Raw genomic sequence first — 18,187 nt, forward strand, 5'->3', positions numbered from 1 at the left:
TCTGGGGGTCAGGCGCTCGGCGCGAGCCCGAGGTCCTCTTCGCGGACGGTGCCCTGGAACGACCACGGGAAGTTGATCCAGAGATCCGTGTCCTTCCAGGCGTAGTCGGGCTGGATGATGGTCGACGGCTTCGTGTAGATCGTGACAGAGCGCACATCGGCGCCCTTGTCCTTCAGCAACTGCACGGCCAGGGCGAGGGTGCGCCCGGAGTCGGCGACGTCGTCGACCAGAAGCACGCGCCGGCCGTCGAGGTATGCCATGTCGAGCTCGGGAGGCAGCACCTCCGGCGCATCGAGCACCGTGCCGATACCGGTGTAGAACTCGACGTTGATCGCCCCGCAGTTCTTCGCGCCGAGGCCATAGGCGATCGCGCCGGCTGGCAGCAGACCGCCTCGGGCGATCGCCACGACGACCTCGGGCATGAAGCCGCTGTCGAGGATGCTGCGCGCGAGGTCTCGCGTCGCCGATCCGAAGCCGTCCCAGGTGAGCGTCTCGCGCTCGATCGAAGCATCCGTCATCGTCTCATTCTTCCCCACCGCCGCACGCTGTCCGACCATGAACCTGCTCACCCCAGGCGGGTGATCTCGACCGAGACGAACAGCTCGGATGCACTGGGCCCGGCGTACACGCCGCGCAGCGGAGCGACGTCGGCGTAGTCGCGCCCGTGTCCGACGTAGACGTGCGACTCCCCGACGTCGACGAGGTTGGTCGGGTCGTAGCCGCGCCATTCGCCGGAGTACCACTCCACCCAGGCGTGCGACTCCCCCGTCACCGACTGTCCGATCGCCGCGGCCGGGTCGGGGTGGAGGTACCCCGAGACGTACCGGGCCGGGATCCCTGCCGCCCGGAGCACCCCGAGCGCGACGTGCGCGATGTCCTGGCAGACGCCCGATCGCGCGGGCCAGGCGTCGCGCGCCGTGGAGCTCACCCCGGTCACGCCGCTGCGATACTCCATCGCCTCTCCCACGGTCCTGCAGATCTCGAAGGCCGTCTCATCGACCCCTCCGCCCTCGGCTTCGATCCGCAGCGCGAGCTCACGCATCTCCTCGTCCGGCTCGGTCGCCGGCGTCTGCGTCACGCATTCCGCGAGGGCGAGCGACAGCGGGATGCGAGCGGCGAGCTCGTCCCAGTCGATGCCGGCACCTGCGAGGGGCAGCGGCCTGACGTCCACCACGCTGGTCGCCGTGACCGAGAGCTCCTGGTGCGGGGTGAGCACCTCGAAGGTCGAGACGCGCGTGTCCCAGTAGTCCGAATACGAGTGCTGCGTCGCCGTCGGCGAGATGTCGAGAGCCGCCTGCAGCACGAACTGCCCGTCACGCGAGTGCGGCAGCATCCGCGCCTCGTTGTATGACGCCGTGGCCGGCTGCTCGTAGCGGAATCCCGTGCGGTGCACGATCCGCAGCCGGCTCACAGCGCCTCTCCGATCCACACCGGCATCGCGATCGACGGGAAGTACCGCTCTCTGATCGCATCACTCGCCATCGACATCCCCGCCTGGACCTCCTCCATGCTCTCGGACAGACGATGCACGGTGTCGCCGATCGGTCGGTATTCCAGCTCGGATCGCATGCGACCCAGCACCCTGTGGGCGCGATCGGGGGTTCCGAAGGCGCCAGCGGGATCGATCCCGCGCAGGCAGTCCTCGGCCTGGAGGATGCTCGAGAGCACCGACCGCGGGAACAGCCGATCGACGAGCAGGAACTCCACCGCGGAGGCCCCGGTCGGCACGGCCCGATGGCTGCGCAGGTGGGCCTCGTACGCACCGCAGCTGCGCAGCAACGTCGTCCAGCTGGGTCCGCCCGCCTCCGTGAGCGACCGCGTCGCCAGCAGACGCGCAGTCATGTCGGCGCGCTCGATCGAGCGGCCGAGCACGAAGAAGTGCCAGGCCTCGTCCCTGCTCGTCGACGAGTCCACGACCCCGAAGGCGAGCGCCGACCGATCGCGCACCCATCGGAAGAAGGGGTGCGTCTTGTCGGAGGCGATCCGCCGTGGCATCCGCGCGTTCGACTCGTTCAGCGTCTCCCAGAGATCCGTCGAGATGATCTCGCGTGCACGGCGCGCGTTCTCCCTCGCGGAGGCGATCGAGTGGGCGATCGAGGCGGAGTGGTCGCGATCGAGCGCGAGCAGCCGCACCACGTCGTCACGGCTCAGCACCGTGTCATCATCGGCGGTCGTGCCCATGACCGAGAGGAGCGCGCGGCAGGCGGTGTCCTCCTCGACCCACGGATCCTCGAGCAGCAGCTGCAGATGCACATCGAGGATCCGCGCGGTGCCGTCAGCCCGCTCGACGTATCGTCCGATCCAGAACAGCGCCTCCGCGATCCGACTCAGCACGTCGCACCCCCCTGCTGCTGTTGTTGCTGCTGCTGTTGCTGGTGGTGACGCAGTTCGAGGTCCTCGTCCTGCGGCGACGAGAGGAACGGCTGATGAGACTCCTCGCGATGCGGCGACACGATCGCGATGGCCCCGGTGGCGAGAGACACCTCGTCGGCGGCGGGGTCGGGCTCTCCCGCCACGGTCGCCGTCGGCCCGGTGAACAGAGACGGGTCCAGCACCCAGGTGTCCTTCGATCCCCCACCCTGACTGGAGTTCACGACGAGCTGCCCCTCGGGCAGCGCCACCCTCGTGAGTCCGCCGGGGAGAACCCAGATGTCCTGTCCGTCGTTGACCGCGAACGGTCGCAGGTCGACATGCCGAGGGCGGAACCCGTCTTCGACGAGCGTCGGGATCGTCGACAGCTGCACCACCGGCTGCGCGATCCACCCTCGCGGATCAGCGAGCAGCGTCTTGCGAAGCTCGTCGAGCGTCTCGCGCGATGCATCCGGTCCGACGACGAGGCCTTTGCCGCCCGAGCCGTCGACCGGCTTCACGACGAGTTCGTCGAGCCGATCGAGCACCTCCTCGAGAGCGTCCGGCTCCTCGAGCCGCCAGGTGTCGACGTTCGGGAGCACCGGCTCCTCCCCCAGGTAGTAGCGGATCAGGTCCGGCACATACGTGTAGACGAGCTTGTCGTCGGCGACGCCGTTGCCGACGGCATTCGCCAGCGTCACGTTGCCGAGCCTGGCGGCGAGCATCAATCCCGGGGCTCCGAGCACGGAATCCGGTCGGAACTGCTGCGGGTCGAGGAACTCGTCATCCACGCGTCGGTAGATCACATCGACGCGGGTGGGGCCTGCCGTGGTGTGCATCCACACGCGACCTGCCGAGCAGAACAGGTCACGTCCCTCGACCAGCTCGATGCCCATCATGCGGGCCAGCAGCGTGTGCTCGTAGTACGCGGAGTTGTGCACACCGGGGGTCAGCACCACCACCGTCGGATCGTCGACCCCCGCGGGAGCTGCCGCGCGCAGCGCCTGCAGGAGGTGGCCGGGATAGTCGACGACCGGTCGGACCCGCAGGCTGGTGAACAGCTCGGGGAGCGTCTGGGCCATCACCCGACGGTTGGCGAGCACGTAGCTGACGCCGCTGGGCACGCGCACGTTGTCCTCGAGCACACGCCAGGCGCCTGCCTCATCGCGGATGACATCGATGCCAGCGACGTGGATGCGGACGCCGTTGGCCCCCACGATCCCCGCCGCCTGACGATGGAAGTGCGAGGACGAGCTGATCAGCGGCGCGGGGATCACCCCGTCCTGCACCGCCAGCTGCGGCCCGTAGGCGTCAGCGAGGAATGCCTCGAGCGCCCGGACGCGCTGCTTCACGCCGGATTCGACCAGCGTCCAGTCGTCGGCGGCGATCACCCGAGGAACCACGTCGAGCGGGAACGGACGCTCCTCGCCGGCGAAGTCGAACGTCACTCCCTGCGCGAGATACGAGCTCGCGAGTGCATCCGTACGAGCCCGGAGCTCCGCGTCATCCATGCGCGCGAGCGCCGGGTACATGTCCTTGTAGGGAATGCGGACTCCCTCGCCGCCCGGTGCGGCATCCGCGGGGAACATCTCGTCCCACGGAGCGGCCCCCGCCCGGTGGGGTGATCGACGCGAGGTGTATCCGTTGAACAGCGACTCCATGACCGCATGTTTCCCTGCCACCGTTTCGGCGGTGTTACGTGCACGAGACGGAGCCGCGACAGCGACCGCGGCTGTAGGATCGACTGGTCCGGCGCTCTCTGCCGCCGGTGCCTGAAAAAGAGGCACGAAGCACCCCACGATGATGCGGGGGCGAGACACATACGGAATCGAACGTTCTCCGTCCCTGTCTCGAAAGGCTTCCCCATGCCCACTGTCTCCGCGCACGTCGCTCACACCCTCGCCCAGCACATCGACGCCGTCTTCGGTGTGATGGGCAACGGCAACGCCTACTTCCTCGACGCGATCGAGACGCAGACGGATGCGGTCTTCACCGCCGTCCGCCACGAGCAGGGCGCGGTCGTCGCCGCCGACGCGCACTTCCGGGCCTCCGGACGCATCGCCGCCGGCACCTCGACCTACGGCGCGGGGTTCACCAACACGCTCACGGCTCTCGCCGAGGCGGTGCAGGCTCATGTGCCGCTCGTGCTCGTGGTCGGCGATGAGCCGACCTCGGGCCCTCGTCCGTGGGATGTCGATCAGATCGCGCTCGCCTCGGCCGTCGGCGCCCGCACGTATACGGTCGGTCGCGCCGATGCCGCCGCGACCACCGTGATCGCGATCGAGCACGCGCTGACCTACCGCGTGCCGGTCGTGCTGGCCATCCCCTACGACGTGGCCGCCCTCGAGGCCGGCGTCGTGCCCGAGGCACCGGCGCCGCGGCTCCCCGCACCGCTCGCCCCTCGCGGCGAGTTCGCCGAGGGCACGCTGGGTGAGATCGCCGCAGCGCTGGCCGGAGCATCCCGCCCGTTCCTGCTCGCCGGCCGCGGCGCCTGGCTGGCAGGTGCCGGTGATGCGCTGGGCGAGCTCGCCCGATTGACCGGCGCACTCACCGCATCGTCGGCACTCGGTCGCGGCGTGTTCCCCGAGACGCAGTACGACCTCGGAGTGACCGGGGGCTTCGGTGCCGACGGCGCCATGGAGCTCGTGCGCAGCGCCGACGTCGCCGTCGTGTTCGGGGCCTCCCTCAACCAGTTCACGATGCGCTTCGGCGAGCTCTTCGCTCCGGGCACCCGCGTGTTCCAGGTCGACATCGCCCCGGCTGCCACGCATCCTCATGTCGGCGGCTTCGTCCGTGCGGACGCCCGCCTCGCCGCCGAGGAGCTCGTCGCCCGGGTCGGCTCCGCCTCGCCGTCGGCACCGTGGCGCGAGACCGTCGACGTCGCCGCCGCCCGCGCATACGACGAGGGCGACGACCTCGCCGCCGACGGACGCCTCGACCCCCGATCCGCCGCACGCCGCATCGCCGAGCTGCTGCCGAGCGACCGCGTCGTCGTCTCCGACGGCGGGCACTTCATCGGCTGGGCGAACATGTACTGGCCGGTCGAGGCCCCCGACCGCATGATGATGGTCGGCACCGCGTTCCAGTCGATCGGACAGGGCTGGCCGAGTGTGGTCGGCGCGGCCCTCGCCCGCCGCGAGTCGACCGTCGTACTGACGTCGGGCGATGGCGGAGGCCTGATGGCGATCGCTGACCTCGAGTCCGCCGTGCGCGCCGCCCAGGGCCGCGGCATCGCGGTGATCTGGAACGACGCCGCCTACGGCGCCGAGGTCAACCTGTACGGTCTCAAGGGACTTGCCGACGGCCCGATGCGCATCCCCGAGGTCGACTTCGCCGCGTTCGGCGCCGCTGTCGGTGCCGAGGGCGTCGTCGTGAAGTCCCTTGCAGACCTCGATCGACTCGCCGCTTGGGCGCAAGAGGATGCCGCGACTCGACGCTTCCTCCTGCTCGACCTCCGCATCTCGGGCGACGTCATCGCGCCGTACCAGCAGGAGATCATCCGCGTGAACTCGTGAGCGTCGTCTGATCACTAGGCTCCTCGTCATGACCGATGATCTCGACGTCCTGCGCTACAGCGCCTTCGCGGCGACCCCCGCTGGAGGGAATCCGGCAGGGGTCGTCCTCGACGCAGGCGGCATGAACGACGAGCGGATGCAGCGCATCGCCGCCGACGTCGGATACTCGGAGACCGCGTTCATCGTCGGCCGGGCCGCGGATGCACCGATTCCTCGTTATCGTGTGCGCTATTGGTCGCCTGCGGCGGAAGTGCCGTTCTGCGGTCACGCGACGGTCGCCACCGCCGTCGCCCTCGCCGAGCGCGACGGCACCGGCGACGTGGTCTTCGACACCGATGCCAGGGCCGTCACGCTGCGATCGGTCGCCGACGCAGACGGACGGATCATCGTGTCGTTCACGAGCGTCGAGCCCCAGGTGCGCGATCTCGATCCATCGGTGCTCGAGAGACTCCTGAGCCTGTTGGGCGTCGACGTCGCGGATCTCGACGAGCGCTTCCCTCCGAAGGAGGCGTTCGCCGGCAACTGGCATCCGGTCATCACTCTCCGCGACCGAGAGCTGTTCGATCAGTTCCGCTTCTCTCCCGCCGACGTCGCCGCGCTCATGCGGGAACAGGGATGGCTCGGCACCGTGACGGTGCTGCACGCGGTGGGTCCTGCGGACTTCGACGCGCGCAACCTGTTCCCGGTCGGTCGCATCACCGAAGACCCGGCGACGGGATCAGCGGCGGCATCCGTCGGCGCGTACCTGCGGGACCTGGGGCACCAGGAGCACAGCGTCCGGATCCATCAGGGCGCGCACGTGCGCAGGCCGAGCCTGCTCACCGTGACGATCCCGCCGACCGGCGGCATCGTGGTGTCCGGCGGCGCGTTCCGCCTGTCATGAGCCCCGTGCCTGTGCTCCTGCGTTAGCCTTCCGGGATGCCTGCCATCCGCAACATCGCCGTCGGCCTCCCCGTGAAGGACGGGCATCTGCTCGCCCTCGAAGGACACGACCGCTCACGCGGACTCGACTTCCTCCGTGCGATCGGCGGGGGGATCGAGTTCGGTGAGACGGCGGTGGAGGCGCTGCGGCGAGAGTTCATGGAAGAGCTCGGCGTCGAGCTCGAGGGCGCCGATCCGCTCGGCGTCTTCGAGAACATCTTCACGTACGAGGGCGAACCCGGGCACGAGATCGCCCACGTCTTCGCAGTGTCGTCCGCAGCGCTCGATGCCGTGCCTCTCGACGCAGAGCTCCGCATCCTCGATGAGGGCAGTCCTGTGCGCTGGGTGCCCCTCGCGGACATCGAGTCCGGCGTCCGCGTGCTCTTTCCGGAGGGCGCGCCAGAGGCCCTGCGCACGATCTCCGCACGCTGACCTCGGGTCTCCCGCCGCGTCAGGCCTGCGCGCTGTAGTCGGGCAGTTCCTGAAGAGTCCAGGTGTTGCCGTCCGGGTCGTCGAACCAGACGAAGCGCCCCCAGCCCAGGTCTTCGACGCCCTTGGTCGTCACGCCCACGGCTTCGAGCTGTGCCTTCGCCTCATCGGCGTTCGGCACCACCACCTGGATCGTCTTCTGCTGCCCCGGCTCGAGAGGAATATCGAGCCCCGTGCCGAAGGCTATCGAGCAGGCGGACCCCGGCGGAGTCATCTGCACGAAGCGCAGGCCCTCGTACGGAACCTGGTCGTGGTCGGGGTTGAATCCGATCTTCGTGTAGAACTCCTTCGAGCGGTCGACGTCGGTCACCGGCACGAAGATGAGCTCGATCTTCCAAGTCATCATGCGCTCCTCGCTGTGGGCGTCGGCGCCCATCGGCCCTCAGGCTACGCGGGGCTTCCGACACCCGCCAGAGCGGTGGCGCTCCCGAACCCCGATGACTGGCCGCGCGCGTGCTCATCGGTGACGGATACTGGTCCGGTGACGCGACGACGAGAGCATGACCGGATGCAGCTGATCATCGAGGCACTCGGCAAGCCGCAGGGCGACCTCGCCGTGAGAGATCTGATCGCCGCGTTCGGCACCGCACCTGCAGAGACCGCCGCGTATCGGATCGGGGAGCCGGTCGTGCTCTCGCAGCACCTGCGATTCGGATCCGGTGGGGAGATCGTGCTGCATGACGACGTGGTCATCGCCGTGGTCCTGCACCTCACACCCACGTCGTTCGCCCCGCGGGGACTCGACGTGGCCGAGTGGATCCCCGGGATCGGCAACAGCGCGACGTTCGCCGACTTCAGAGCGAGCTTCGACGTCCCGTGGAGGTTCGCAGAGGGCGACCGCTACTTCGTGCTCGAGGCCGCGTATCTGCGCCCGGAGTTCGTGAAGTACGGAGGCCGCAGAGCCGGTGACCTGCAGCGGGTTGCCTTCTCCGTGGATGACCCGAAGGACACGTGCCGTCCGGCCCACGACGGCTGCCCCGTGTGCCGCGAGCTGATCGCACGCGCCGAGGACGGTCTTTTCGATCTGGACGGCACGATCCACCGTCTCGTCCACGGCCTCGAGGCAGGAGTACTCACGAGCAAGGACGGGCCGGTGCCCCTCGCCGATCTCCGCCCCCTGCACGCCTCCGCCCTCTTGGAGCGGGTGGAGAGCCAGGTCACCTGCACCGCGTGCGGTCGGGTCGCATGTCTCACCCTGTATCGCGACTCCTCACCGACGTTCAGCCATCACCCTCTGGATGCCGCACTGCGACGACCCCACGAAGCGGTCCCTCCCGTCGAACGATGGGGCGACGCCGCTCGCATCGCCGCGGCACGAGAGGCGATGCGCTACGTCGACCATGAGCCCGGATCGTGGTTCCTGGTCGAACAGCACGGCGACCTGTACCTCGACTCCCGGTACACGATCAGCTCGATGCTCGACGACTCGTGCCTGATCCGCTTGGATGACGCCGAGCGCCGCCAGTACCGCGAAGCGGGCCGCGACACCCTCACCGAGCTCGCCCGGCGCATCGACCGCAGCGGACCCCATCGCGAAGAATCCCCCTTCCATCTGCGGAACCTCCGTCGATACCCCGACGACGGAAGGGACTACTCGACCGAACTCCGAGCTGCGATCGCCGACCACACCTGGCTCGCCCGGCAGAAGCAGGCAGCGGCGCAGCGGGCGCGCACCGCATCCGCTGCGGAGGGATGAGCGTCAGATCCAAACCATGCTGCCGCCCCTCAGGATGCCGGCAGCAGTGCTCCCTCGAAGAACGACGTCAGCTCATCGACGGCATCCAACGGCAGGATGGCCGCGACGTACTGATCGGGGCGCACCACCACCACGACACCGTCCCGCGACAGCTCACGTGCCTCGAAGATGTCGGTCTCGGTCCACTTCGACGGCCCCGCGGCGTAGACCTTCTCCCAGTCTGTGAGTCCGAGCGGACCGGTCTTCGGCTGGAAGAGCGCGGGAGCCGACGTGACCTCGACCTCTTCATACGGCTGCTGGTAGATCGCCTTCACGTCGAACACCGCGTCGGTGTCGGCATCCGCGGGCGTGAACCGCTCGAACACCGGCGCAGCGTCTGCTGCCCATGCGTCGAGGCTCGCCGTGTCGCGGCCGGCGAAGGCGTAGACGCGCCAGCGCCCGTCCGCCTTGGCGTGGTGTCCCAGGTGGATCGCGTTGCCGTCACCCACCCGCACGACCTCCGCCGACTTGAATCGCTTGCCGAGCGGGAACCCCGCGGCGAGCGCCTGGTACGCGTCGGAGCCGGTGATCATCGACGAGGTGTACTGCGTCATGAACCCGGAGGGGAATTCCGCTGTCGCGAGATAGTAGGTCGCGAGATCGTTGGGATCGGTGATCTCCGAGGGCTTGCGCGCCATCAGGGTCGACCACTCGCGGTCGAAGTCGATGAGCTGCTGGGCCACTGGTCGACGCTCGGCACCGTACGTCGCGAGCAGCGCCTCGGGCGCCCGCCCGGTGAGCACGGATCCGAGCTTCCACCCGAGGTTGAAGCCGTCCTGCATAGAGACGTTCATGCCCTGCCCGGCCTTCGCGCTGTGCGTGTGGCAGGCATCACCGGTGAGGAACACTCGCGGCGTGCGGCCCGACCCGTCGATCACGTCGTCGAACCCGTCGGTCACCCGGTGCCCGACCTCGTAGACGCTGTGCCAGGCGACCTCCTTCACGTCCAGCGTGTAGGGGCTCAGGATCGCGTTCGCCTTGCGGATGATCTCCTCGATCGGGGTCTGCCGCACTCGGTGGTCGTCATCCTCTGCGACCTCGCCGAGGTCGATGTACATCCGGCTGAGGTATCCGCCCTCGCGCGGGATGTGCAGGATGTTGCCCGCTTCCGAGTTGATCGCGCACTTGGTGCGCCAGTCCGGGAAGTCCGTGTTCACGAGAACGTCCATGACACCCCAGGCGTGTGCGGCGCTCCCGCCGACGTGCGTGCGTCCGATGGCCTGGCGCACACCGCTGCGCGCGCCGTCGCAGCCCACGACGTACTTGGCTCGGATCGTGCGCTCCTCGCCCGCCCGCTCCCCCGCGACGTACCGCAGCGCGACCTCGACCGGGTACTCGCCCTCGTCGTGCACGTTCAGCCCCACGAACTCGATGCCGTAGTCGGGGGCGATGCGACCGGGGCCGTTCGCCGCGGCCTCTGCGAAGTAGTCGAGCACGCGCGCCTGGTTGACGATCAGGTGCGGGAACTCGCAGATGTCGTAGGCGTAGTCGGCGGTGCGTGAGGTGCGCACGATCTCGCTCGGCTCGTCGGGGTTCGGGCCCCAGAAGTTCATCCACCCGATGTTGTAGGCCTCGGCGATGATCCGCTCGGCGAAGCCGAAGGCCTGGAACGTCTCGACGCTGCGCGGCTGGATGCCGTCGGCCTGGCCGAGCACCAGACGGCCCTCACGCTTCTCGATGATGCGCGTGGAGACGTCGGGGTACTGCGACATCTGTGCGGCGAGCAGCATGCCGGCGGGGCCGGAGCCGACGATGAGGACGTCGATCTCGTCTGGCAGGTCTGCGGGGCGGTCGGTGCCGATGCCCACGGCATCTTTCACACGCGGGTCTCCGGAGACATAGCCGTGGTGGTGGAACTGCATCGTCGTCGATTCCTTCCGGACTTCTCTGTCAGGTGTTGCCATCGAACGAGTTTTGTTCTATATTCGAACACACCGTTCTACTATTGAACACACTCTAAAGCCACCCGTCGACGAACGCAAGGGAGCGCACGCATGCCCGAAGGCACTCCGGCCTCGCAGACCCTCAGCCGCGGCATCCGCATCCTCGAAGTGCTGGCCGATGCACGCACACCCCTCACGATCGACGAGATCGCCGCGCGGCTCGACGTGCATCGCTCGATCGCCTACCGACTGCTGCGCACGCTGGAAGACCACCGGCTCATCGGGCGCGACGCATCGGGCTCCGTCACCCTGGGCCCCCGCATGGCCGCCCTCGCGGCCGGCGTCGCCCACGACCTGCAAGCCGAGGCGCTCCCCGAACTCACCGCGATCGCGAACGAACTCGGCATGACCTGCTTTCTCGGAGTGCTCGACGGCGATGACTGCATCACACTCGCGAGCATCGAACCCCGGCACGCGATCGCAAGCGTCGCCCAGCGCCCGGGCGCCCGCCACTCCGTGACCGTCGGCGCGCCGGGCAAGGCGATCCTGACGCAGCTCGCCGCGTCGGAGTGGCCCGACCACGCGAGCAGCTCACTGCGCGCCGACGTCGACGAGGCGCGCATGCGCGGGTACGCCACGAGCCACGACGAGGTCATCCCCACCGTGCAGTCGGTCGCGGTCCCGCTCGTTCTCCGCGGTCAACGCCCTGCGGCGATCGCCGTGGTGCACGTCGCGACCGATCTCGACGACGCCGAGATCGCCGACCGCCTCCGGCTCTCGGCATCCGCGATCCGCGACGCACTCGAGGGCTGACGCCGTTCACAATTCAGCGTGAGCGGGAGACGGCGGATGCGTCGCCCCGATAGACCGGAGCGACGCATCGCCTGCACCATCGTCGATGCTGAAGGTGAACGGCTGGCCGAGATCAGACCTTGGCGAGCCCACGAATCGGGCTCACGGACTGCTCCTCCTCGTGGTCCGGGCCCAGAGGGATGCCGGAGCGGTCGCGCAGCAGCAGTGTGGCGATCAGGCCGAGCACCGTCATACCCGCGAGATACCAGGTGACCGCCTGCGTCGACCCTGTCGCCTGCACGATCGCGGTCGCGATGGTGGGCGCGAACGCACCGCCGGCGATCGCGCCGATCGCGTACGAGATCGAGACCCCCGAGAAGCGGATGCTGGCGGGGAAGAGCTCGGCGTACAGCGCCGCCTGCGGCCCGTAGGTGAACCCGAGGCCGATCGTGAGGATCGCGAGACCCGCGAACAGCAGGCCGATCTCGCCTGTGTTGACCAGCGGGAACAGCGTGAAGACGCCGACGAGCTGCATGGCCCAGCCGAGGATGTAGGTGGTACGGCGACCGATCCGGTCGGAGATCCATCCGGCGAGCAGCGTCGTGAGCAGCCAGGTCACCGCAGATCCGGCGACCGCCCAGAGCACGGCTCCCCGGTCGAGACCGATCGGGCCCTCCGGGTTCGTGGCGTACCCCTGGATGTAGCCGCCCGTCGTCATGTAGCCGACGGCGTTGTTGCCGGCGAACACGAACGCCGCGATGATCACGAGCAGCAGGTGCTTGCGGAACAGCTGCACGATCGGCATCGTCGCCTTCTCCTTGCGCTCGGCGAGCTCGGTGAAGACGGGGCTCTCCTCGACCTTGCGACGCACGTAGTAGCCGACGAGGATCAGCACGACGCTGAGCAGGAACGGAATGCGCCAGCCCCAGATCGCGAACTGGTCACCGGGTGCGATCGCCGTCATGAGCGCCATGACGCCCGACGCGAGCAGCAGACCGAGCGGCACGCCGATCTGAGGTGAGGCACCGAAGATCCCTCGCTTGGCGCGCGGGGCGTGCTCGACGGCCATCAGCACAGCGCCGCCCCACTCCCCACCGGCCGAGATGCCCTGGATGATGCGCAGCAGCACCAGCAGGATCGGCGCGGTGATGCCGATCGCATCGTACGTGGGCAGGATTCCGATGAGCGCGGTCGCCGCCCCCATCAGGATCAGCGTCCACATCAACACGGTCTTGCGTCCGAGCTTGTCGCCGAAGTGCCCCGCGAGGAAGGCCCCGAGCGGCCGGAAGAGGAAGCTGACGCCCACCGTCGCGAAGGCGATGATGGCGCTGTTCGCACCCAGCGGCTCGAAGAACAGCTGACCGAAGACCAGACCGACGGCCGTGGCATAGATGAAGAAGTCGTACCACTCGACGGTGGTTCCGACGACTGTAGCGAAGACGACGCGGCGCCTGTCGGCTGCCGTCGCGATGGTTCCGGTGGGGGTGAAACCCGCCTGTGACTGCCCGCTCATAGGGGTGTCTCCTTTGATTGTGACCGCATTGTCACGGCTCGCTCACGAGGTGATTCGAGTTGCTTGCCGAGGGGTGACACGATGATATATGATTTCGAATACGACGCACAAGGCGTCGTCGAAAGCGCGAGGAGGCGCACCGTGACGGCATCCATCACCCGCCCCGGCAAGATCATCGCGATCCACCTGAGCTACGCCTCACGTGCCGATCAGCGTGGCCGCAGGCCCGCAGCCCCCTCCTACTTCTTCAAGCCGTCGAGCTCCGTCGGCGTATCCGGCGGTACGGTCGAGCGTCCCGCCGGCACCGAGCTGCTCGCGTTCGAGGGCGAGATCGCTCTCGTCATCGGCACCGCAGCGCGGAACGTGTCCCTCGAGGACGCGTGGACCCACGTCGGCGGTGTCACCGCGTCGAACGACCTCGGACTCTACGACCTGCGCGCCAACGACAAGGGCTCCAACGTCCGCTCGAAGGGCGGCGACGGGTACACCCCTCTCGGCCCCGAGCTCATCGACGCACGCACCGTCGACCCGGCCGCTCTTCGCGTCCGCGCCTGGGTCAACGGAGAGCTGCGGCAGGACGACACGACCGCCGGGCTGATCTTCCCGCTCGCGCAGCTGGTCGCCGACCTCTCCCAGCACTTCACGCTCGAACCCGGTGACGTCATCCTCACCGGCACTCCCGCCGGATCATCGGTGATCGTGCCGGGCGACGTGGTCGAGGTCGAGGTCGATGCTCCGGATGCCGCCGGCTCCCCCTCTTCCGGCCGACTCGTGACCACGGTCACCCAGGGCGAGGTCCCGTTCGACGGTGACATCGGATCCCTCCCCTCCGTCGACGACCTGCAGAGGACCGAGGCCTGGGGCTCTCGCGAAGAGGCAGGCCTCCCTGCCGAGTCGACCACGCCCGCGCTCTCCCCCGAGCTGCGCGCGAAGCTGATGGAGGCGCCGAACGCCGGCCTGTCGGCCCAGCTGCGCAAGCGGGGGCATCATTCGTGCTTCATCGACGGCGTGGCCGCGAACATCCCGGGCAGCAAGATCGTCGGCACCGCCAAGACTCTGCGCTTCGTCCCCTTCCGTGAAGACCTGTTCAAGACCCATGGCGGCGGTTACAACGCGCAGAAGCGCACCTTCGACGCCGTCGACGAGGGCGAGATCATCGTCATCGAGGCCAGAGGCGACGCGACGACCGGGACGCTGGGCGACATCCTCGCGCTGCGTGCTCGCGCCCGTGGCGCGGCCGGAGTCGTCACCGACGGCGGCGTGCGCGACTTCGATGCGGTCGCCGAGATCGGACTTCCGGTCTTCTCTCAGGGTGCACACCCCTCGGTCCTCGGACGCAAGCACGTGCCGTGGGATTCCGACATCACGATCTCCTGCGGAGGCGCCACGGTGCAGCCGGGCGACATCATCGTGGGCGACGGCGACGGCGTGATCGTGATCCCGCCGGCCCTCGCCGAGCAGGTGGCGGACGACGCTCTCGCCCAGGAGATCGAAGACGCCTGGATCGCCGAGCAGGTCGTGGCCGGCCACCCCGTCGACGGGCTGTTCCCCCTGAACGCCGCCTGGCGTGAGAAGTACGAGGCGGCGACCGGTTCGGCATCCGACGGCGGGTCCCGGTCATGACCACCGTCGCGAGCTCCAGCAAGTCGGAGCAGGCCTACGACTGGATCCGCATGCGGATCTCCGGACATGTCTTCGGACCCGGTTACCGGCTCGTGCTCGGGTCGTTGGCCGAGGAACTCGGCATGAGCGTCGTGCCTGTGCGCGAGGCCATCCGGCGCCTCGAAGCCGAGGGCCTCGTGACATTCGAGCGCAATGTCGGCGCCAGGGTGACCCTCGTCGACGAGAGCGAGTACGCGCACACCATGCAGACGCTGGGTCTCGTCGAGGGTGCGGCCACTGCACTGTCCGCTCCGCTGCTCGGCGCCGAGGCGCTCGACGCGGCAGAAGCGGTCAACGAGCGGATGATCCAGATGCTCGGTCATCTCGACGCGCACGCGTTCACCGAGCTCAACCGACAGTTCCACTCGCTGCTCTTCGAGCCGTGCCCGAACCCGCACCTGCTCGATCTGGTGCACCGAGGGTGGGCTCGGCTCTCCGGCATCCGCGATTCGACCTTCGCGTATGTGCCGGGGCGCGCCCAGCACTCGGTCGAAGAGCATGCCGAGATCCTCGAGCTGATCCGCTCGGGTGCGGACCCGCTCGAGATCGAGCTCGCTGCCCGCAACCACCGCCTTCGCACGAGGGATGCCTTCCTCGATGCCCTCCACGCACGTTCTCACCACAACCCAGGAGACGAGTCATGACCGATTCCCGCATCCCCGCCGACCTGCCCGACCACATTCAGCACTACATCGACGGCGCATTCGTCGACTCGGTCGACGGCGACACCTTCGATGTGCTCGACCCTGTGACGAACAAGACCTACACGACCGCCGCCGCCGGCAAGAAGGCCGACATCGAGCTCGCCGTCGCGGCAGCGAAGCGCGCGTTCGACGAGGGGCCCTGGCCGCGGATGCTCCCCCGGGAGCGCTCGCGCGTGCTGCACAGGATCGCCGACATCGTCGAGTCGCGCGACGCCCGCCTCGCCGAGCTCGAGTCCTACGACTCCGGCCTCCCGATCACGCAGGCCCTCGGCCAGGCCCGCCGCGCCGCCGAGAACTTCCGCTTCTTCGCCGATCTGATCGTCGCCCAGTCCGACGACGCCTTCAAGGTTCCGGGCAAGCAGATGAACTACGTCAACCGCAAGCCGATCGGCGTCGCGGGCCTCATCACGCCGTGGAACACGCCGTTCATGCTGGAGTCGTGGAAGCTCGGCCCCGCGCTCGCGACCGGAAACACGGTGGTCCTGAAGCCCGCCGAGTTCACGCCGCTCTCCGCCTCGCTGTGGGCAGGAATCTTCGAGGAGGCAGGGCTGCCTGCCGGTGTCTTCAACCTCGTGAACGGACTCGGCGAGGATGCCGGAGACGCGCTCGTGAAGCATCCGGACGTGCCACTCATCTCGTTCACGGGCGAGAGCTCGACCGGGCAGCTGATCTTCGGCAACGCGGCTCCGTTCCTCAAGGGCCTGTCGATGGAGCTCGGCGGCAAGTCGCCCGCCGTCGTGTTCGCCGACGCCGACCTCGAGGCCGCGGTCGACGCGACGATCTTCGGAGTGTTCTCGCTCAACGGTGAGCGCTGCACCGCAGGCTCCCGCATCCTCGTCGAGCGCTCGATCTACGAGGAGTTCGTCGAGCGCTACGCGGCGCAGGCGAAGCGCGTCACGGTGGGCTACCCGCACGAGCCGGCGACCGAAGTCGGCGCGCTCGTGCACCCCGAGCACTACGACAAGGTGATGAGCTACGTCGAGATCGGCAAGACCGAGGGCCGTCTCGTCGCCGGCGGCGGACGCCCCGAGGGGTTCGATACGGGCAACTTCGTCGCCCCGACCGTGTTCGCCGACGTCTCCCCCGACGCCCGCATCTTCCAGGAGGAGATCTTCGGTCCGGTCGTCGCGATCACGCCGTTCGACTCCGATGAGGAGGCGCTCGCGCTCGCGAACAACACGAAGTACGGCCTCGCCGCCTACATCTGGACGAACGACCTGAAGCGCGCACACAACTTCGCTCAGTCCGTCGAGGCCGGAATGGTGTGGCTGAACAGCAACAACGTGCGCGACCTCCGCACCCCGTTCGGCGGCGTCAAGGCCTCGGGCCTCGGCCATGAGGGCGGCTACCGCTCGATCGACTTCTACACCGACCAGCAGAGCGTGCACATCACGCTCGGCGGCGCCCACAACCCGACCTTCGGCAAGAACTGAGCAAGGACCCTGCGATGACCGACAAGACTGCGAAGACGCTGACCTCATCGGGCTACTACGTGAGCCAGGAGGCTCCGATCCAGACCGACAACCCCGTCCCGACCCCCGAGAGCACGCCGCCGGACGTGCTGCGCTGCGCCTACATGGAACTGGTCGTCACCGACCTCGCGGCCTCCCGGGTGTTCTACGTCGACGTGCTCGGCCTGTACGTCACGGAGGAGGACGATGAGGCGATCTACCTCCGCTCGACCGAGGAGTTCATCCACCACAACCTCGTGCTGCGCAAGGGTCCGATCGCCGCGGTCGCCGCGTTCTCGTACCGCGTCCGCGACGCCTCGGACCTCGACCGGGCCGTGGCGTTCTACACCGAGCTCGGCTGCGACGTGCGCCGCAACCCCGACGGCTTCGTCAAGGGCGTCGGCGACTCCGTGCGCGTGGTCGACCCGCTGGGCTTCCCCATCGAGTTCTTCCACCAGTCGGATCACGTCGAGCGGATGTCGTGGCGCTACGACCTGCACATCCCCGGCGAGCTCGTGCGTCTCGACCACTTCAACCAGGTCACCCCGGACGTGCCCCGCGCCGTCAAGTTCATGCAGGACCTCGGGTTCCGCGTGACGGAGGACATCCAGGACGACGAGGGCACCGTGTACGCCGCCTGGATGCGCCGCAAGCCCACCGTGCACGACACGGCGATGACCGGCGGCGACGGGCCCCGCATGCACCACGTGTGCTTCGCGACGCACGAGAAGCACAACATCCTCGCGATCTGCGACAAGCTCGGCGCTCTCCGCCGTTCCGACGCCATCGAACGCGGCCCAGGCCGTCACGGCGTCTCGAACGCGTTCTACCTGTACCTGCGCGACCCCGACGGTCACCGCGTCGAGGTCTACACGCAGGACTACTACACGGGCGACCCCGACAACCCGGTGATCACGTGGGACGTGCACGACAACCAGCGTCGTGACTGGTGGGGCAACCCGGTCGTGCCCTCCTGGTACACCGAGGCCTCGCTCGTGCTCGACCTCGACGGCAACCCGCAGCCGGTCGTCGCCCGCACCGACAGCTCCGAGATGGCCGTCACGATCGGCGCCGACGGGTTCTCGTACACGCGGCCCGACGACGAGAAGGACATGCCCGAGTACAAGCAGGGCGAGTACAAGCTCGGCCACCAGCTCTGATCGATTCGCCCGC

16 protein-coding genes are annotated in these 18,187 nt (G+C 68.5%); 9 read left to right on the forward strand and 7 right to left on the reverse strand.

Translation table 11 applies throughout. The features are described from left to right. Window positions 1–8 precede the first annotated feature (8 nt). The 4 genes from OD997_RS15575 to OD997_RS15590 are packed head-to-tail and all read right to left on the reverse strand — an operon-like array spanning window position 9 to window position 4,010. Complete coding sequence (locus tag OD997_RS15575) at window positions 9–518, reverse strand: phosphoribosyltransferase (RefSeq protein ID WP_210097298.1); 510 nt, start codon at window positions 516–518, stop codon at window positions 9–11. Between the two features lie 47 nt (window positions 519–565). Beyond that, entirely contained in the window at window positions 566–1,411 is an 846-nt protein-coding gene (locus OD997_RS15580; protein WP_434332497.1) for a transglutaminase family protein, read from the reverse strand. Continuing rightward, window positions 1,408–2,334, reverse strand: a complete 927-nt coding sequence (locus OD997_RS15585) for an alpha-E domain-containing protein (RefSeq protein WP_434332498.1) — start codon at window positions 2,332–2,334, stop codon at window positions 1,408–1,410. Before OD997_RS15585 ends, OD997_RS15580 begins: the two co-directional genes overlap by 4 nt. Then, window positions 2,328–4,010, reverse strand: a complete 1,683-nt coding sequence (locus tag OD997_RS15590; protein ID WP_434332499.1) for a circularly permuted type 2 ATP-grasp protein — start codon at window positions 4,008–4,010, stop codon at window positions 2,328–2,330. Before OD997_RS15590 ends, OD997_RS15585 begins: the two co-directional genes overlap by 7 nt. 204 nt (window positions 4,011–4,214) lie before the next feature. Between OD997_RS15590 and OD997_RS15595 the strand changes: the two genes are divergently transcribed. Genes OD997_RS15595 through OD997_RS15605 form a run of 3 tightly spaced genes read left to right on the forward strand, consistent with a single transcriptional unit; the run spans window position 4,215 to window position 7,217 of the window. Beyond that, complete coding sequence (locus OD997_RS15595) at window positions 4,215–5,864, forward strand: thiamine pyrophosphate-binding protein (RefSeq protein WP_434332500.1); 1,650 nt, start codon at window positions 4,215–4,217, stop codon at window positions 5,862–5,864. A gap of 28 nt (window positions 5,865–5,892) precedes the next feature. Beyond that, entirely contained in the window at window positions 5,893–6,747 is an 855-nt protein-coding gene (locus OD997_RS15600; RefSeq protein WP_434332501.1) for a PhzF family phenazine biosynthesis protein, read from the forward strand. A 35-nt stretch (window positions 6,748–6,782) separates the two neighbouring features. Beyond that, window positions 6,783–7,217, forward strand: a complete 435-nt coding sequence (locus tag OD997_RS15605; protein ID WP_434332502.1) for an NUDIX hydrolase — start codon at window positions 6,783–6,785, stop codon at window positions 7,215–7,217. Between the two features lie 19 nt (window positions 7,218–7,236). Here OD997_RS15605 and OD997_RS15610 read toward each other — a convergent pair whose 3' ends face one another. Then, entirely contained in the window at window positions 7,237–7,617 is a 381-nt protein-coding gene (locus OD997_RS15610) for a VOC family protein (RefSeq protein ID WP_434332503.1), read from the reverse strand. 138 nt (window positions 7,618–7,755) lie between these two features. Between OD997_RS15610 and OD997_RS15615 the strand changes: the two genes are divergently transcribed. Further along, a complete protein-coding gene (locus tag OD997_RS15615) occupies window positions 7,756–8,970 on the forward strand; it encodes a hypothetical protein (RefSeq protein ID WP_434332504.1) in 1,215 nt (404 codons plus the stop codon). A 29-nt stretch (window positions 8,971–8,999) separates the two neighbouring features. Here the strand turns inward: OD997_RS15615 and OD997_RS15620 are convergent, their stop codons facing one another. Then, window positions 9,000–10,871 carry an FAD-dependent monooxygenase gene (locus tag OD997_RS15620; protein ID WP_434332941.1) on the reverse strand — a complete coding sequence of 624 codons (1,872 nt, stop codon included), beginning with the start codon at window positions 10,869–10,871 and terminating at the stop codon, window positions 9,000–9,002. Window positions 10,872–11,003: 132 nt separating this feature from the next. Here OD997_RS15620 and OD997_RS15625 point away from each other — a divergent pair, with 132 nt between their 5' ends. Further along, window positions 11,004–11,705, forward strand: coding sequence for an IclR family transcriptional regulator (locus OD997_RS15625; protein WP_434332505.1), 702 nt, complete (start codon window positions 11,004–11,006; stop codon window positions 11,703–11,705). 112 nt (window positions 11,706–11,817) lie between these two features. On the opposite strand, the gene OD997_RS15630 is transcribed toward OD997_RS15625, so the two are convergent. Then, window positions 11,818–13,197, reverse strand: a complete 1,380-nt coding sequence (locus OD997_RS15630; protein ID WP_434332506.1) for an MFS transporter — start codon at window positions 13,195–13,197, stop codon at window positions 11,818–11,820. Between the two features lie 141 nt (window positions 13,198–13,338). Between OD997_RS15630 and OD997_RS15635 the strand changes: the two genes are divergently transcribed. From OD997_RS15635 to hpaD, 4 genes are read left to right on the forward strand one after another with little or no spacing between them, the layout of a single operon-like run. Beyond that, window positions 13,339–14,820, forward strand: a complete 1,482-nt coding sequence (locus tag OD997_RS15635; RefSeq protein ID WP_434332507.1) for a fumarylacetoacetate hydrolase family protein — start codon at window positions 13,339–13,341, stop codon at window positions 14,818–14,820. Continuing rightward, window positions 14,817–15,503: a GntR family transcriptional regulator gene (locus tag OD997_RS15640; protein ID WP_434332508.1), complete on the forward strand. Its 687-nt coding sequence runs from the start codon at window positions 14,817–14,819 to the stop codon at window positions 15,501–15,503. The genes OD997_RS15635 and OD997_RS15640 overlap by 4 nt, the downstream gene beginning before the upstream one ends. Beyond that, complete coding sequence (hpaE, locus tag OD997_RS15645; protein WP_434332509.1) at window positions 15,500–16,996, forward strand: 5-carboxymethyl-2-hydroxymuconate semialdehyde dehydrogenase; 1,497 nt, start codon at window positions 15,500–15,502, stop codon at window positions 16,994–16,996. Before OD997_RS15640 ends, hpaE begins: the two co-directional genes overlap by 4 nt. Before the next feature lie 14 nt (window positions 16,997–17,010). Next, on the forward strand, window positions 17,011–18,174 hold the full coding sequence (gene hpaD, locus OD997_RS15650; protein WP_434332510.1) for a 3,4-dihydroxyphenylacetate 2,3-dioxygenase: 1,164 nt from the start codon (window positions 17,011–17,013) through the stop codon (window positions 18,172–18,174). Window positions 18,175–18,187: the final 13 nt, after the last annotated feature.

Origin of the sequence: Microbacterium sp. CGR1 (assembly GCF_051062835.1) — a bacterium.
GTDB lineage: Bacteria > Actinomycetota > Actinomycetes > Actinomycetales > Microbacteriaceae > Microbacterium.